A 16,877-nucleotide genomic window follows, 5' to 3' on the forward strand; every position below is an offset into this window, starting at 1 on the left:
CTGGTCCAATTGGCGGTCCGCCGTCCGCTGATCCATCGCTCGAACTGGCGGTATGTGGGTGGATTTTTTCCACTGGCGATACAATGTCACACTTTATTTTTTGTGTAAACGAAACATAACGTCAACAAAAGTTGACACTCCTGCGAGGTCGAGTCTACAGTTTCAGTACAGATCCTGAGGGAGGCGGGAATTGACACGCGACACAGATATAAAAGCGCCGGACGGTTTCAGGGGTCAGCAGGGATCCAAGGTGCCTGCCGCGCTCTATACCGAGGCTCAGCGGGTACGTCGCGATGCCTCCCCCTGGACACTGGTTCAAGGGTTGCTGGCGCCGGTGCAATTTCTGGTCTGCCTCGTGAGCATCGCGCTGATCGCGCGCTTCCTGATCACCGGTGAAGGTCTGGTCGCGGCCAATATCTCGATCATCGTCAAGACACTCACGCTTTACACGATCATGATCACCGGCGCGATCTGGGAGAAGGAGGTCTTTGGCCAGTACCTCTTTGCTCCGGCCTTTTTCTGGGAAGACGTTGTCTCCTTCGCCGTCCTCGCCCTGCATACTGTCTATCTCCTGGCCTATTTCCAGTCGCTGCTCGCACCGTCCGCCCTGATGGCACTGGCGCTGGCCGCCTATGCGACCTACGCGGTCAATGCGGCCCAGTTTCTCTGGAAGTTGCGCCAGGCCCGCCGTCAGGCCCCGGCACATGGCGCCGCCGGCCAGGCGGGCGCGACCCCGGCAACGCCCTTTGCGGGAGGTGCCGCATGAGCCCGCTCGACCATCTTCCCGAGGCGGCCCGCACGGGCGCGGATTGCGCCACGCAGGCCGCACCGCTGCGCCAGCGCGGTCAGCATGAGGTGTTCTGCGGCCTGACCTCTATTATCTGGCTGCATCGCAAGGTGCAGGATGCCTTCTTCCTGATCGTTGGCTCGCGCACCTGCGCGCATCTGATGCAGTCGGCAGCCGGCGTGATGATCTTCGCCGAGCCGCGGTTTGCCACGGCGATCATTGATGAGCGCGATCTCGCCGGCATGGCCGATCTCAACGAGGAGCTCGACCGCGTGGTCGATCGTCTTTTGACCCGCCGTCCGGACATCAAGATGCTGGTTCTCGTTGGCTCCTGTCCCTCCGAGGTGATCAAGCTCGATCTTCCGCGCGCCGCAGGTCGGCTGAACAGACTGCATGCACCTGAAACGCGGGTGATCAGCTATTCGGGCAGCGGGATCGAGACGACCTTCACGCAGGGAGAGGACAACTTTCTCGCCGCCCTTGCCGCCGAATTGCCGAGCGCGTCCGTGGATGCCGCTTCGTCCCTGATGGTGGTCGGAACGCTGGCCGATGTGGTGGAGGACCAGTTCCGGCGTCTGTTCGAGGCGCTCGGCATTCGCGATGTGGCCTTCCTGCCGTCGCGCAAGGGATCGGACCTTCCGGAAATCGGACCAAACACGCGTTTGTTGCTGGCTCAGCCCTGGCTCGGCGCCGCGACCAAGGCGCTGGAATCCCGGGGTGCAACGCTGATCGGTGCGCCGTTCCCGCTCGGGGAGGAGGGCACGACGGCATGGCTCAAGGCGGCTGCGGATCAATTCGATGTTGCCGCGGATCTTTTCGAGACTGTGACGCGGCCCGGACGTGAGCGGGCGCGCGCTGCACTTGCGCATTGCCGCGATGACCTGAGTGGCCGCAGCGTCTTCTTCTTCCCCGATTCCCAGATGGAACCCGCCCTTGCCCGTTTCCTGCATGTGGAAACGGGTGCGCGCATCCTCGAGGTGGGCACGCCCTATCTCCACCGGACCCACATGAATGCGGATCTCGCACAGCTCCCCTCGGACCTTGTCTTGAGCGAGGGCCAGGATGTCGATCTGCAGATCGAGCGCTGCCGTGAGGCCAACCCGGACCTGATCGTCTGCGGCATGGGGCTTGGCAATCCGTTCGAGGCGGAAGGGCGGACCACCAAGTGGTCGATCGAACTCGTCTTCGCCCCCATCCAGGGCTACGAGCAGGCTGGAGATCTTGCCGAGCTTTTCGCCCGGCCCCTGCGTCGGCGCGCGGCACTCAAGGTGGAGATCTAGACGATGCAGCTGGCCGTTTGGACATATGAGGGACCACCGCACGTCGGGGCGATGCGCATTGCCGCGTCTATGAGCGGCCTGCACTATGTGCTGCACGCGCCCCAGGGTGACACCTATGCCGATTTGCTGTTCACGATGATCGAGCGGCGCAAGTCGCGGCCGCCGGTGACCTACACCACGTTTCAGGCCCGCGATCTCGGCAAGGATACGGCCGAGGTTTTCAGGACAGCCTGCGAGCATGCCGTGGAACGCTTCCAGCCCCAGGCAATTCTGGTGGGCGCATCCTGCACGGCAGAGCTGATCCAGGACGATCCCGCCGGGCTCGCCAAGGCGCTTGGCCTGTCGATCCCGGTGATCCCGCTGGAACTGCCGTCCTATCAGAAGAAGGAAAACTGGGGCGCGGCCGAAACATTCTACCGGCTGGTACGCGGATTTTGCGGCGGTGTCAGCCAGCCGGATCGCGCAGACCGGGCCCGCAAGACCTGCAACATTCTGGGCTCCACGGCGCTCGGGTTTCGCAACCGCGACGATATCCGCGAAGTGAAGGGCATTCTCGACGCGCTGGGCGTGCCGGTGAATGTGATCGCGCCGCTGGGCGCGACGCCTGCCGACATCGCGCGTCTGCCCGAGGCGGATTTCAACGTGGTGCTCTATCCCGAGATCGCCGACACTGCAGCGCGCTGGCTGGAACGCACCTTCAAGCAGCCGCGCAGCACCACGGTTCCCATCGGCGCAACGGCCACACGCGATTTCGTGCGCGAGATCGCGGCCCTTGCCGGGGTCGATGCCGAGCCGGCCCTAGAGGAGCTGGGGGAGCGGTTGTCGTGGTACGCGCGCTCCATCGATTCCAACTATCTGACCGGCAAGCGGGTCTTTATTTTTGGCGATGCCACCCATGCGGTTGCGGCCGCAAGGGTGTGCCGCGATGAATTGGGCTTCAAGGTGTGCGGACTTGGCACATACGCGCGCGAGTTTGCCCGCGACGTGCGTGCCGCAGCCGCCGATCACGGGATCGAGGCGCTGATCACCGATGATCACCTGGAGGTGGAAGACGCCATCGTTGCGGCGCAGCCCGAACTGGTGCTCGGCACGCAGATGGAGCGCCATGTCGCAAAGCGGCTGCGGCTGCCCTGCGCGGTGATTTCCTCGCCTGTCCACGTCCAGGATTTTCCGGCGCGCTACTCGCCGCAGATGGGATTCGAGGGCGCAAACGTCATCTTCGACAGTTGGGTCCATCCGCTGATGATGGGGCTGGAAGAGCATCTGCTCGGCATGTTCCGTGAGGATTTCGAGTTCAACGACACCGCCGAGGCATCTCATCTGGCTGCCCTTGGCGGCACGGCGGATCGGGCGGTGGAGGCGGACACGCCCCGCGCAAACGCTACGATGCAGAGCGAAATTCATGCGCCGGCGGCAGAAGCATTGCCGGCCGGTTGGACCAATGATGCGGAAAAGGAGCTTCGCAAGATCCCGTTTTTCGTCCGCGGCAAGGCAAGGCGCAATACCGAGCGTTTTGCCGCCGAACGCGGAGTGGCGCCTATAACAGTAGAGACCCTGTACGATGCCAAAGCGTATTTCGGCCGATAGCCGCAGGTCGGGCGCGGTGCTGTCGCAGACACCCGTCCGCATCGCGATCGTGACGCTCGACAGTCATATGGCGAGTGCCGTCGACCGCGCGCGCGACATCCTGAAGACGGAACTGCCGGGCCTCACGCTGTCGCTTCATGCGGTCGCCGAATGGGGGACCGACGCCTCTGCGCCCGAGCGCTGCCGCGCCGATATTGCGCGTGCAGACATCGTCATCGCCAGCATGATGTTCCTGGAGGAACACATCAAGGTGGTCGAACCCTGGCTTCAGGACCGTCGGGAGGCCTGCGACGCTGTTGTTGGATGCCTGTCGGCTGCCGAAATCGTCAAGAAGACGCGGATCGGCGAGTTCCGCATGGACAAGCCCACTGGCGGGGCGCTGGGGTTTTTGAAGCGCTTGCGCGGCCGGTCCGGCAAGAGCGGCTCGGCGAGCCGGGGCCAGATGAAGATGCTGCGCCAGTTGCCGAAGATCCTGAAGTTCATTCCCGGCAAGGCGCAGGATTTGCGGGCCTATTTTCTGACCCTGCAGTATCTGCTCGCCGGATCGGACGAAAACATCGTCAACTTGGTGCGCTATCTCATCTCGCGTTATGCGGCGGGCGAGCGGGCTCACTTGCGGACGCTCGTGACGCCGGAAGCGCCGGTCCACTATCCCGATGTCGGTCTTTACCATCCGGATCTGGCCGGACGGATCACGGATCGGGTCGAGAATTTCCGCAAGGCGGCGCATTTCGATCCGAAGAACGGCACCGTCGGCGTGCTCGTGATGCGCTCCTATCTTCTGGCTGACAATGCCGATCACTACGACGCGGTGATCGCCGCGCTGGGCGCGAAGGGCCTGAACGTCATCACCGCCTTCGCCAGCGGCCTCGATGCGCGGCCAGCGATCGACAGTTTTTTCGTCAGGGACGGAAAGACCTGCGTGGACTGCGTCGTCTCGCTCACCGGGTTCTCGCTGGTGGGCGGCCCGGCCTACAATGATTCAAAGGCGGCGGAAGAAGCGCTCGCCGTGCTGAATGTGCCTTACCTCTCCGCCTTCGCGACGGAGTTTCAAAGCCTCCAGCAGTGGGGGCGCGGGGAGCAGGGGCTGACGCCGGTCGAAACCACCATCATGGTTGCGCTTCCCGAAATCGACGGAGCGACCGGTCCGATCCTCTTCGGTGGCCGCACCGATGGCTCGGGACCTTGCGAGGGCTGCGCACGTCATTGCGATTTCGGCGTTGCGGTCAACGGTCGCGACATGCACGCCTGCCCCGAGCGGTCTGAGATGCTGGCCGCGCGCATCGAGCGGATCGTTGCGATGCGACGCCGTCCCAAGGAAGAGCGCAAGCTCGCCATCGTCCTCTACAATTTTCCGCCGAATGGTGGAGCGACCGGCACGGCCGCCTATCTCGGTGTGTTTCGTTCGCTGTTCAATACGCTCACCGCCCTCAAGGCCGACGGCTACGCCGTCGAGATGCCTGAAGATGCCGACGCGCTTCGCACCGCCCTGCTTGAAGGCAATGCCGAGCGCCATGGCACCGACGCGAACGTGCACGACCGCGTCTCCGCCGATACGCATGTGCGGCGCGAGCCCTGGCTTGCCGAAATCGAGGCGCAATGGGGCCCGGCGCCGGGCCGCCAGCAAAGCGACGGCGCCAACATCCTGGTGCTTGGCAAGGCCTTCGGCAACGTTCTGGTCGGAATCCAGCCCGCCTTCGGCTACGAGGGCGATCCGATGCGGCTGCTGTTTGAAAGCGGTTTCGCGCCGACCCATGCCTTCGCCGCCTTCTATCGCTATCTGCGCGAGGATTTCGGCGCGAACGCCGTGCTGCATTTCGGAACCCACGGCGCGCTTGAGTTCATGCCCGGCAAACAATCGGGCCTTTCCGCGGATTGCTGGCCCGACCGCCTGATCGGCGATCTGCCGAACATCTATCTCTATGCCGCGAACAACCCGTCTGAGGGCGCGATCGCCCGTCGCCGGTCCGCCGCGACGCTGGTCAGCTACATGACCCCGCCGATCGCCGAGGCCGGTCTCTACAAGGGATTGGCCGACCTGAAGAGCGCGATCGACCGCTGGCGCGGCCTGCCGCCCGAGGCGACGAAGGAACGGACCGGCCTCGCCGAGACGATCCGCCAGCAGGCCGAGGCTCTCGACCTGATCACCGCAGACACAGACTGGGGGCCGACGGGCGACGGCGCGGTTCCCGCGCTTGCGGACCGGCTGCGCGAGTTCGAGTTGTCGCTCATCCCGCACGGCCTGCATGTCGTTGGCGAGATACCCGATGAGGCGGAGCGCGCGGATCTCCTGCGTGCGGTGAACTCCGCCGCCGGCGACGCGTCGCTGTCCGAGACCGAGCTACTGGAGGTCCTGGAGACCCCCGCGTCCGCAAAGCCGGGCAAGGCGTCCTCCGAAGCAGCTGGCCGGCTGCGTCGTCTCGATGCCGACCTGATGCGCGAGACTGAACTGCCAGCGCTGATGGCCGCGCTCGACGGACGCTACATCCGCCCGGTCAGCGGCGGCGACATCCTGCGCTCGCCCGACATCGTGCCGACCGGCCGCAATCTTCACGGGTTCGACCCCTTCCGTCTGCCAAGCGCTTTTGCACTGCGCGACGGCGCCGAACAGGCGGACAAGCTGCTGGCGCGCTATGTCGCCGACAACGGACGCCTTCCGCGCCGCGTTGCCATGGTGCTTTGGGGCACCGACAACCTGAAGTCGGAAGGCGCGCCGATTGCCCAGGCGCTGGCGCTGATCGGCGCGAAGCCCCGCTTCGACAGCTTTGGCCGTCTGGCCGGCGCCGATCTGGTGCCGCTTGAGGAACTGGGCCGTGCACGGGTCGATGTGGTGATGACGCTCTCTGGCATCTTTCGCGATCTGCTGCCACTGCAGACCCGGCTTCTGGCCGACGCCAGCCTCAAAGCGGCGATGGCCGACGAGCCGGACACGGCCAACCCGATCCGCGCACAGGCCGTGTCCCACGCCGAGACCCATGGCGTGCCGCTTGAAGAGGCCGCGCTCAGGGTGTTTTCCAACGCGGCCGGCGCCTATGGCTCCAACGTGAACCTCTTGATCGACAGCGGTGCCTGGGAGGATGCGGAGGAAATCGGCGCGACCTACACCAGCCGCAAGAGCTTCGCCTATGGCGCCGACGGCAAGCCGGTTCAGCGCAGCGAACTGCTTGGCGAGATCCTGAAAGGGGTCGAGGCGGCCTATCAGAACATTGAATCGGTCGAGCTCGGCATCACGGCCATCGACCATTATTTCGATACGCTCGGCGGTATCAGCTCCGCGGTGCGAACCTCCGGCGGCGGGTCGATCCCGGTCTACGTCGGCGATCAGACCACCGGCACCGGCAAGGTGCGTACGCTGGAAGAGCAGGTCGCGCTGGAGACCCGCACCCGGATGCTCAATCCGAAGTGGTACGAGGGCCTGCTCAAGCATGGCTACGAAGGCGTTCGCCAGATCGAAAGCCATGTCACCAACACGCTGGGCTGGTCGGCGACGACGGGCCAGGTGTCGCCCTGGGTTTACAAGCACCTCAGCGAAACCTTCGTCCTGGATGCGGACATGCGCCGCAGGCTGGCGGAGCTCAATCCCAAGGCCAGCGTCAAGCTTGCCAACCGGCTGATCGAGGCCGGGGAGCGGGAATTCTGGGAGCCCGACGACGAGACCTGGGCGGCGCTGCGCGCGGCCGGGGAAGAACTGGAAGACCGGCTCGAGGGCCTGACAGTGGAGTTCGCGGCATGAACCTATACACCCATCCCAAGACAGCGGAACGCGAGGCACGGGCGCTCAGGAAGGCGGCCGGGCAGGGCGAGGACGGTGAGGGAAGCGTCCAGGTTCATCTGGATCCTTCGCTGGAAATCGAGGGCGCGAAGGTCTTCGCGATCTACGGCAAGGGGGGCATCGGCAAATCGACGACCTCTTCGAACCTGTCCGCCGCCTTTTCCATGCTCGGCAAGCGGGTCCTGCAGATCGGCTGCGATCCCAAGCATGATTCCACCTTCACGCTGACCAAGTCGCTGATCCCGACTGTGATCGACATTCTGGAAGGCGTCGATTTCCACACCGAGGAATTGCGCGCGGAAGATTTCGTCTTCGAAGGCTTCAACGGCGTGCAATGCGTCGAGGCGGGCGGACCGCCGGCCGGCACCGGCTGCGGCGGTTATGTCGTCGGGCAAACGGTCAAGCTGTTGAAGGAGCATCATCTTCTGGAAGACACCGATGTCGTGCTTTTCGACGTTTTGGGGGATGTCGTCTGCGGCGGCTTTGCCTCGCCGCTTCAGCATGCGGAACGCGCGCTGGTCGTTGCCGCGAATGACTTCGACAGCATCTTCGCGATGAACCGCATCGTGGCGGCGATCAAGGCGAAGTCCAAGAATTACGACGTCCGCCTTGGCGGGGTGATCGCCAACCGCTCGCGCGAAACCGACCAGATCGATCGTTTCAACGATGCCATCGGCCTCAAGCGACTGGCGCATATCGCCGATTCCGACGCGGTGCGGATCAGCCGGCTGAAGAAATGCACGCTTTTTGAGATGGAAGAAACGCCGGAAGTGAAGGCGATCCAGCAGGAATACATGAAGCTTGCCGAATACCTGTGGAGCGGGTCGGACGTGTTGGACGCCAACCCGATGAAGGATCGCGAGATCTTTGACTTTCTCGGCTTCGAATAAGGATTGCGCGCGATGACACAGGCACTGTCCGATGCAAGCTATGTCCGGCGCCGTGGCGAATTGCAGGTCTATTTCGACCGCACAGCGGTGGATGCCTGGAAGAAGTTTGCCAGCGATGAGCCCCTGGGGCGCATTCGCGCCACCGTGCGCGCCGGCCGCGATCGCATGCGGGCAACCCTGCTTTCCGGCCTTCCGGACGATCTCGCTGGCTGGCGGGTTCTCGATGCGGGATGCGGGGCGGGGCATTTGTCGTTGGAGCTCGCGCGGCGCGGCGCCGAGGTCGTCGGCATCGATCTTTCGCCGGAAATGGTTCGCTTTGCGCAAGGCCAGGCGCAGGCCGCCGGCCTCTCGGATCGTGTCCGTTTCGAGGCCGGGGACATGTTGAGCGATGCGCATGGGCGTTTCGATGCGGTGGTGGCGATGGACTCCCTCATTCACTACCGCAGCGAAGACATCGTGACAGCCGTATCGCGGCTCGCCGACCACACCGACAACAAGATCCTCTTCACGCTTGCGCCGCGCACACCCTTGCTTGCGGCAATGCACACGGTCGGCCGGCTGTTTCCGCGCGGGGACCGGGCGCCATCCATCGAGCCGGCGTCGCCGACGCGCATGACACGGCTTCTGGGATCGGACGCCAGACTGGATGGCTGGCGCGCCGCGCAAGGCACGCGCGTTTCCAGCGGGTTCTACATTTCCCAGGCGATGGAGGTCGCACGCTCATGACCATCGGCAGCCGGGCAATGGGGCGTATGATCGGATTCTGGCAGCGATTGGGCACGCGGTTCTTGCCGTTCGCCGATGCCGCGTCGCCGGATTTGCCGCTCGGCCGGCTGCTGCGGCTGTCGTTGTTTCAGGTTTCTGTCGGCATGGCGGCGGTTCTGCTGACCGGCACGCTCAACCGGGTGATGATCCTGGAGCTGGGCGTTCCCACCAGCCTCGTGGCGCTGATGGTCGCCATTCCCGTGCTTGCAGCGCCGTTTCGCGTCCTCATGGGCCACCGCTCGGACACATATGTGTCCGCGCTCGGCTGGCGCAGGGTGCCGTTTATCTGGCTCGGCACTTTGATGCAGTTTGGCGGTCTTGCCTTCATGCCCTTCGCGCTGCTGCTGCTTCAGTCGCAAACGCTGGGTCCGCAGTGGGCCGGGCCGGTGGCTGCGGCCTTCGCCTTCCTGCTGACCGGCATCGGCATGCATATGGCCCAAACGGCAGGTCTGGCGCTGGCGACCGACCTTGCAGCGGAAAAGACCCGCCCGCGCGTCGTCGCCCTCGTCTACGTCATGCTGCTCGTCGGCATGGTGCTCGCATCAATTGCCTTCGGTCTGCTGCTCTCCGACTTTTCCGCGATGCGCCTCATCCAGGTGGTGCAGGGTGCCGCGGTCATGACCGTGCTGATCAATGTGGTCGCACTTTGGAAGCAGGAGCCGCGCCGTCCGCAGGCCACGCGCGCGGGACGGGAGGTGCAGGGCTTCAAGGAGGCCATCGCGGCCTATCGGCAAAACCCCCATATGGCCCGGTTCCTGATCGGAGTGGGTCTCGGATCGGCGGCCTTCAGCATGCAGGACGTGCTGCTTGAGCCCTACGGTGGCGAAATCCTTGGCCTCAGCGTCAGCCAGACAACGCTTCTCACCGCCGTCTGGGCGGGCGGAACGCTGGCCGGTTTCGCGCTTGCCGGGCGTTTGTTGCTCCGGGGCATGAACATGCACCGCATGGCGGCCTGTGGCGCGTTGATCGGCGTTTTCGCTTTTGCAGCGGTGATTTTCTCCGGCCCCGTCGGCTCTGCCACGCTGTTTCGCATCGGGACGCTGGCCATCGGCTTCGGCGGCGGCCTGTTTGCCGTGGGCACCATGCTGGCGGCAATGGATCTGGCGGACCAGACCGACGCGGGCTTCGCCATCGGGGCTTTCAGCGCGGTGCAGGCCACCGCCATCGGCCTTGGCCTTGCGGTTGGCGGCGTCACCCGTGACGTGGTCAACATGCTGGCGCTGGAGGGAAGCTTCGGGGCGGCTCTTACCACGGCGTCGACGGGCTACAATGTCGTCTACAACATAGAAATCGTACTTCTTTTCATGAGTTTGGCCGTTCTCGGGCCGCTTGCGGGCAAGCGGTTTGCGGGCGGGCGCGATGGGCTCAGGCAGTTCGGGTTGGCCGATCTTCCAGGATGAGCCGGAAATGACAAAGGGAGGTCCGTCATGGAAACCGGATCAATTGTTGGTAGCATCGATGTCGCTCAAGTCACGCTCTATGCGTTCTGGGTCTTTTTCGCGAGCCTGATCTGGTACATCCGCAAGGAAGACCGGCGCGAGGGCTATCCGCTGGAAGACGACGTCTCGGGCGCTTACAACAAGGACCCGTGGCTGTTTCTGGCCCAGCCAAAGACATTCGTCCTGCCGCATGGCAATGGCACCGTCTCCTTTCCCAACAACGACCGCGACGCGCGTCCGATCGCTGCAGAGCGCACGGCCCGGTTTCCCGGTGCACCGCTCCAGCCTACCGGCGACCCGATGCTTGGCGGAGTCGGACCCGGATCGTGGGCCCAGCGCGCGGACCGGCCCGACCAGACGCATGAGGGCACGGCGAAGATCGTTCCCATGCGGGTCGCCACCGATTATTCCGTTGCCGTCGGGGACCGGGATCCGCGCGGCATGCGGGTGTTCGGCTGCGACAAGGCGATGGCCGGCACGGTGACCGACATCTGGGTCGATCGCTCGGAACAGATGATCCGTTATCTCGAGGTCGAAATCGGGACGGATGACGCCAAGCGAACCGTTCTGCTTCCCATGACCTTCTGTGTCTACAAGGAGGCGCGCGGCGCCGTGAAGGTGGTTTATGTGCATGCGATCACCTCGGAGCAGTTCGGCCATGTTCCCGGTCTGGCAACCCCGGATCAGGTGACGCTTCTGGAGGAGGAGAAGGTCGTGGCCTATTATGGCGGCGGTCAGCTCTATGCAACGCCCCAACGCGCGGAGCCGCTGGTATGAGCGGCCAGGACAAGTCTCCGGAGCACGACTTCGAGCCCGTTCCCGGTCTTCCGGAGGATCTGCCAGAGGGTGAATTCATCCTGTGGCAGGGTCGCCCCGAAATGCGCCATGTGGCGCGGCGTGTCCTCAAGACGCGCTGGATCGCGGCCTATTTTCTCGCGATCGTCGGCTGGGCGCTGGTGGCGGGATATTATGACGGTCGTCCCCTTGGCTACGTGCTGTTTTCCGCAGGTGCCCTGACGACGATGGCCGCCATCGTCCTGATCCTCGCCGAGGGGTTCGCCTGGGCGATCAACCGCACGACGCTCTACACGATCACCAACGCCCGGGTGGTGTTGCGGATCGGCGTCGCGCTGTCGGTCACGTTCAACCTGCCTTACGCCGAAATCGTCGAGGCGAGCGTGGACAGGCGCTCGGATGGAAGTGGAACGATCGCGCTGAAGCTGAAACCCGATGTCCGGCTGTCCTGGCTGATCCTGTGGCCGCATGCGCGCGGATGGCGGTTCGCCCATCCCGAACCGGCGATGATTTGCCTTCCTGACGTCGTTTCGGTCGCCGGTTTGCTGGCGAAGGAACTGAAGACGCAGGTTGGTGGGTCCCTCGAGGCTTCGGCAGAGGCGGCCGTTGCCGCAGCGAACCGACCAACCCGCGCGGTTCGCGGCCTGCGCCAATCTGCATCCCTGACAGGTTAGGAGAGTGATGTGACCGTTTTCGCAAGACCCGAGGACATGCAGCCGCAAACGCCGAAGCAGGCCTCCTGGTCGGCATTTCCCCGGGTTCCGTTGTTTGGCGCCCTCGGGTTGGTTGCCTTTGTTTTTGCGGCGGTTATTTTCGGTCAGACGACGGAAATCGGAACGGTGCGCAATGAGATCGGAAAGCCTGTCGACATGCGCGACATTCTTCTCGCGGAACGCTCCGACGGCGCGATCATGGTCGTTGACGCAACGACACGGGCTGCGATCACGCGGCTTGAGCCGGGCCAGGGGGGCTTTGCCGCCGGCGCCTTGCCGGCACTGAAGCGCATCCGCCTCGTCGAGGAAGCTCCGCAGGATCTGCCCTACCGGGTGATCCGTTGGGACAGCGGCGCGGTTTCGGTCTCCGATACCGCGACGGGTGAACGCATTTATCTGAATGCCTTTGGATCCGACATCGTCGCCCAGTTCGTCGGATTTCTGGACAGGGGTGTTCAGGATAATACAGGGGAGAAATGACCATGGCGAAACTGTCCCTCTTGTCGCGCAAGCGCGTCGAGGTGCCCTGCACCGTGGAGATCAACAACACCTTCGATCAGCTCGGCGCGCATGTGCGCTTCGACAATGGCGCCGTGGTTCATCCGGGTGACGAGGTGATGGTGCATGGCGCGCCCGTCGCGGTGCCCTATGGCGAGTGCCAGAGCTTCCGCCGCACCGCGACGATCACCCGCGCCAGCCGGCTCGAGCGGGCCTGGACCCGCGCCACCGGCGATTTCGAATTCATGGAACTTTGCGAATTCTCCTTCTCCGAAAGGGCAACGCTATGAACACCCACGTCGCTCCGAAGACCGGAAACCCCGAAGCGGTGCCTGTCAATGAATCGACCAAGGCGGCGCTTGAATCGACGATGCTCAACCCGCGGTTTTACACCACCGACTTCGAAGAGCTCGACCGCATCGACGTCAGCAGCGTGCGCGGAGAGTGGGACGTGCTGATCGCCGAGCTGAAATCCGATCCCAACAAGGGGCACTTCAAGCGCAACGCCGACTGGGACGATCTCGATATCGAGGGCTTGCCCGACGATCTGCGAAAGGAACTCGTCGATTTCCTCGTGAGCTCGCTCACGGCGGAGTTTTCAGGCTGTGTGCTCTACAAGGAAATGAAACGGCGCGGGTCGAACCCCGACATCTGCGAGCTCTTCGGCTATATGAGCCGCGACGAATCCCGCCATGCCGGCTTCATCAACGATGCCCTGAAGGAATTCGGCATTGGCGTGAACATGGGCTTTCTCGCAAAGGCGAAGAAATACACGTTCTTCAAGCCCAAGTTCATCTACTACGCGACCTACCTGTCGGAGAAGATCGGCTACGCCCGCTACATCACCATCTTCCGGCACCTCGAACAGCATCCCGAACGCCGCTTCCACCCGATCTTCAAGTGGTTCCGCGAGTGGTGCAACGACGAGTTCCGCCACGGCGAGGCCTTCTCGCTGTTGATGCGCAGCGACCCGAAGCTGCTCGCCGGGCGCAACAAATACTGGATCAAGTTCTTCCTGCTCGCCGTTTTCGCGACGATGTATGTGCGCGATCACGCTAGGCCCGCTTTCCACAAGGGCCTTGGCGTCGACATCGAGGACTACGACATGAAGGTGTTCCGCATTACCTCGGAAATCACCCGCCAGGTGTTCCCGCTGGTTCTCGATCTCGACAACCCGGCGCTGCTCAGGGGGTTCCGTCGACTGAACCGGATCAACACGCGCATGAACGCAGCCGTCGAGCGTGGCGGGATCCGCGGTACCATCGGCAAGGCGGTCTGGAGCACGGCGGCGGCCGTTGTCTTCGCCGGGGTGTACTTCATCCCCACCAAGTCCAATGAAATTCCGCGAGTCAGCCGGCTTGAGCCGGTCTGGTAGGGGAGAAGCGCTGTGCTCGATCTCGCGATAGCCGGCCTTGTGGCGATTTTTGTGTGGTGGCTTGCGACCGGTGTGGTCATGTTCGCCGCCTGGCAAAGCGATCGATGGCAGAAGTGGCTCATGGTGGGGTTCACCGGCGTGGCTCTCGCCGGTTGCGGGGGGCTTTACGCAAGTTCGGGCATGCAAAGCGTGACCGGTACCTATCTGGGGTTCGGCAGCGCGCTGGCGGTGTGGGCCTGGCTGGAAGCGACCTTCCTGTTCGGAATGATCACGGGCCCGCGTCATAGCCGCTGTCCCGGCGGGGCGCGGGGTCTGCGACGGTTCCGCCTTGCCTTTCTCGCCGTGCGCGATCACGAACTGGCCCTGCTGGCGGGAGGCGCGATCGTCACGCTTCTCGTTGCCGGCGGCGACAATCATGCTGGCCTGTGGACCTATCTCCTGCTTTGGGGAATGCGCCTGAGCGCCAAGCTCAACATCTTCATGGGTGCGCCGCGTGCCGCAAGCGTTCTCATCCCCAAGCGGCTGCGCTACCTGACGAGCTATTTTCGCACTGATCGCATCAGCTGGCTCCTGCCGGTCACGATCGTTCTCTCGATCTATCCGCTCTGGTCCCTGATGTCTCTTGCCCTGGGCGAAGCGGACACGCATCGTGCCGTTGCCTTTATGCTGCTCACGACCTTCATGGCGCTTGCCGTCCTTGAGCACATCTTTCTGGTGCTGCCCGTCTCCGACGAGCAGCTTTGGCTGTGGGCCACGCGGGACCGCGCCGCGTCAGGCTCCTGTGACACCATCGACCTCAACTGCGGCGATGGTCGCAGTCCGACCCATTCGACACCTGCCCGACCCGCCCCCGGCGAGACGCGCGCGCAAATCACAACACACAAGCGGGGGACCACCTCATGGACATGAAGACCTATTTCGCGCAGGCGCTGGACGGACTGCGCGATGCAGGCAACTATCGCGTGTTCGCCGACCTGGAGCGCATGGCGGGGGAGTTTCCGCGCGCGGTGCGCTATCGCGACGACGGCAGTCAGCATGATGTGACCGTGTGGTGTTCAAATGATTATCTGGGCATGGGCCAGCACCCGTCGGTGACGGCCGCCATGAAGGACGCCATTGATCGTTGCGGCGCCGGGGCTGGCGGGACGCGAAACATCTCCGGCACGAACCACTATCATGTTGCGCTCGAAGCGGAACTCGCCGAGCTGCATGGCAAGCAAGCCGCACTCATCTTCACATCCGGCTATGTGTCCAACTGGGCGGCGCTCGGGACGCTCGCCGCGCGCATTCCCGGATGCATCGTGTTTTCCGATGCGCTCAACCACGCCTCGATGATCGAGGGCATTCGCCACTCGCGGGCCGAAAAGTGTGTCTGGAAGCACAACTCGCCGGAAGATCTCGATCGCCTTCTCTCGCGTGCCGATCCGGCCAGGCCGAAACTCGTTGCCTTTGAAAGCGTCTATTCGATGGACGGGGACATCGCCCCGATCGCGGAGATCTGTGAGGTCGCCGAAAAGCACGGTGCGATGACCTATCTGGATGAGGTGCATGGCGTTGGTCTCTACGGGCCGCGCGGCGGCGGCGTGGCCGAACGCGAAGGCCTGATGGACCGCCTTACGGTAATCGAGGGTACGCTGGGCAAGGCCTTCGGCGTCATGGGCGGCTATATTGCGGCCGACCGCGATCTTTGCGATTTCGTTCGCTCTTTCGCCTCGGGCTTCATCTTTACCACCGCACTGCCGCCGGCGCTTGCGGCAGGCGCCACCGCTTCGATCCGGCACCTGAAAACAAGCGGCGAGGAGCGCCGACTTCAGGCGGATCGCGTGGCACAGTTGCGGGCAAGACTCGACCGAAACGGGATTCCGCATATGCCGAACCCGAGCCATATCGTTCCGGTCATGGTCGGCAATGCCGCGAAGTGCAAATGGCTTTCGGACTTGCTCCTCGACGGTTACGGGATCTACGTTCAGCCGATCAATTATCCGACCGTTCCGGAAGGGACGGAACGGCTACGTTTCACGCCGTCGCCGCTGCACAGCGACGACGACATCGATCATCTGGTGCGTGCGCTGAATGACCTTTGGTCCCAATGCGCCCTGTCGCGCGCGGTGGCATGACGACATCCCGCGGCCGGGCGGATGCGCGACCGCTGACAAGGGGTGGGCGCGCCTGGTGCGACCGGCCGCTGCCCTGGAGAGTGCGATGACCGCATCGACCGACATCATCATTCCCGCGATCGCGGGGGACGGGTCCCTGTTCCCGATCGAGAAACTGCAGGCGCACCGCGAGGCGGTCTTTCATCTGGCGATATCGGTGTTCGTGTTCGACGGGACCCATCTGCTGATCCAGCAGCGGGCGGAATCGAAATACCATTGCGGCGGCCTGTGGGCGAACACCTGCTGCTCGCATCCCAACTGGAACGAGACGGTCGAGGCCTGCGCCTCGCGCCGGATCGGCGAGGAACTCGGGATCTCGGTGCCGCTGGAGCGGCGCCGCACCGTGGAATACTCCGCCGATGTCGGCGGCGGGCTGCACGAACACGAGCGGGTCGCGATGTTTGTCGCCAGTGTCGATCGCGCGACGCTCGCGCTCGACGCCAATCCGGATGAGGTGATGGCCACCCGCTGGGTCACGCCCGCCGGGCTTTGCATCGAAATGCGCGCTCATCCCGAGCGTTTCACTCCCTGGTTCAAGCTCTATGTCGAGCGCTATCCGGATCTTGCAATCTGACGCTGACCGGACACGCCAAGGTATTATCCATCCTTACATTCACCTGCCAACGAACCGGCGGAATTTTCGGGACGCCCGATCCGGCGGTCGCCCGTGCCGTGTCGCAGGGAGCTGTCGGCCCTGCACCGGAATGAGGCGTGTCGCGGAGTCCGCGATTGTTGGCGGACGCGATTTTTCCGGGGGCAAAAAAGAACGCCGGGCGCTGGGCCCGGCGTTCGGTTTCTTGGTGGGGAAGGCGCGCCCGAC

15 protein-coding genes are annotated in these 16,877 nt (G+C 63.9%); all 15 read left to right on the forward strand.

All coding sequences use genetic code 11. The annotated features are described in order from the left end of the window. Positions 1 to 208: 208 nt before the first annotated feature. The 15 genes from bchF (at position 209) to BLU32_RS03725 (ending at position 16,631) form a co-directional block, all read left to right on the forward strand. A complete protein-coding gene (gene bchF, locus BLU32_RS03655; protein WP_371326967.1) occupies positions 209 to 766 on the forward strand; it encodes a 2-vinyl bacteriochlorophyllide hydratase in 558 nt (185 codons plus the stop codon). Next, on the forward strand, positions 763 to 2,067 hold the full coding sequence (locus BLU32_RS03660) for a ferredoxin:protochlorophyllide reductase (ATP-dependent) subunit N (protein ID WP_093805037.1): 1,305 nt from the start codon (positions 763 to 765) through the stop codon (positions 2,065 to 2,067). The genes bchF and BLU32_RS03660 overlap by 4 nt, the downstream gene beginning before the upstream one ends. A 3-nt stretch (positions 2,068 to 2,070) precedes the next feature. Continuing rightward, the gene (bchB, locus tag BLU32_RS03665; RefSeq protein WP_093805038.1) at positions 2,071 to 3,654 is read left to right on the forward strand and encodes a ferredoxin:protochlorophyllide reductase (ATP-dependent) subunit B; all 1,584 of its coding nucleotides are present in this window, start codon (positions 2,071 to 2,073) and stop codon (positions 3,652 to 3,654) included. Continuing rightward, positions 3,629 to 7,387, forward strand: a complete 3,759-nt coding sequence (locus tag BLU32_RS03670; RefSeq protein WP_093805039.1) for a magnesium chelatase subunit H — start codon at positions 3,629 to 3,631, stop codon at positions 7,385 to 7,387. The genes bchB and BLU32_RS03670 overlap by 26 nt, the downstream gene beginning before the upstream one ends. Then, entirely contained in the window at positions 7,384 to 8,316 is a 933-nt protein-coding gene (bchL, locus tag BLU32_RS03675; protein WP_093805040.1) for a ferredoxin:protochlorophyllide reductase (ATP-dependent) iron-sulfur ATP-binding protein, read from the forward strand. The genes BLU32_RS03670 and bchL overlap by 4 nt, the downstream gene beginning before the upstream one ends. A gap of 24 nt (positions 8,317 to 8,340) precedes the next feature. Beyond that, positions 8,341 to 9,042 carry a magnesium protoporphyrin IX methyltransferase gene (bchM, locus tag BLU32_RS03680; RefSeq protein WP_093810535.1) on the forward strand — a complete coding sequence of 234 codons (702 nt, stop codon included), beginning with the start codon at positions 8,341 to 8,343 and terminating at the stop codon, positions 9,040 to 9,042. Beyond that, entirely contained in the window at positions 9,039 to 10,481 is a 1,443-nt protein-coding gene (locus tag BLU32_RS03685) for a BCD family MFS transporter (protein WP_093805041.1), read from the forward strand. Before bchM ends, BLU32_RS03685 begins: the two co-directional genes overlap by 4 nt. A gap of 27 nt (positions 10,482 to 10,508) precedes the next feature. Continuing rightward, entirely contained in the window at positions 10,509 to 11,297 is a 789-nt protein-coding gene (gene puhA, locus BLU32_RS03690; RefSeq protein ID WP_093805042.1) for a photosynthetic reaction center subunit H, read from the forward strand. Next, complete coding sequence (gene puhB / locus BLU32_RS03695) at positions 11,294 to 11,989, forward strand: photosynthetic complex putative assembly protein PuhB (protein ID WP_093805043.1); 696 nt, start codon at positions 11,294 to 11,296, stop codon at positions 11,987 to 11,989. The genes puhA and puhB overlap by 4 nt, the downstream gene beginning before the upstream one ends. 9 nt (positions 11,990 to 11,998) lie before the next feature. Further along, positions 11,999 to 12,508, forward strand: coding sequence for a photosynthetic complex assembly protein PuhC (gene puhC / locus BLU32_RS03700; protein ID WP_197673690.1), 510 nt, complete (start codon positions 11,999 to 12,001; stop codon positions 12,506 to 12,508). A gap of 2 nt (positions 12,509 to 12,510) precedes the next feature. Next, positions 12,511 to 12,816, forward strand: a complete 306-nt coding sequence (locus BLU32_RS03705; protein WP_093805044.1) for a hypothetical protein — start codon at positions 12,511 to 12,513, stop codon at positions 12,814 to 12,816. Continuing rightward, positions 12,813 to 13,901 carry a magnesium-protoporphyrin IX monomethyl ester (oxidative) cyclase gene (gene acsF / locus BLU32_RS03710; RefSeq protein WP_093805045.1) on the forward strand — a complete coding sequence of 363 codons (1,089 nt, stop codon included), beginning with the start codon at positions 12,813 to 12,815 and terminating at the stop codon, positions 13,899 to 13,901. The genes BLU32_RS03705 and acsF overlap by 4 nt, the downstream gene beginning before the upstream one ends. A gap of 12 nt (positions 13,902 to 13,913) precedes the next feature. Further along, entirely contained in the window at positions 13,914 to 14,810 is an 897-nt protein-coding gene (gene puhE, locus BLU32_RS03715; RefSeq protein ID WP_093805046.1) for a putative photosynthetic complex assembly protein PuhE, read from the forward strand. Then, on the forward strand, positions 14,801 to 16,018 hold the full coding sequence (gene hemA / locus BLU32_RS03720; RefSeq protein ID WP_093805047.1) for a 5-aminolevulinate synthase: 1,218 nt from the start codon (positions 14,801 to 14,803) through the stop codon (positions 16,016 to 16,018). Before puhE ends, hemA begins: the two co-directional genes overlap by 10 nt. Before the next feature lie 85 nt (positions 16,019 to 16,103). Continuing rightward, a complete protein-coding gene (locus BLU32_RS03725) occupies positions 16,104 to 16,631 on the forward strand; it encodes an isopentenyl-diphosphate delta-isomerase (protein WP_093805048.1) in 528 nt (175 codons plus the stop codon). Positions 16,632 to 16,877: the final 246 nt, after the last annotated feature.

Origin of the sequence: Stappia sp. ES.058 (assembly GCF_900105595.1) — a bacterium.
GTDB lineage: Bacteria > Pseudomonadota > Alphaproteobacteria > Rhizobiales > Stappiaceae > Stappia.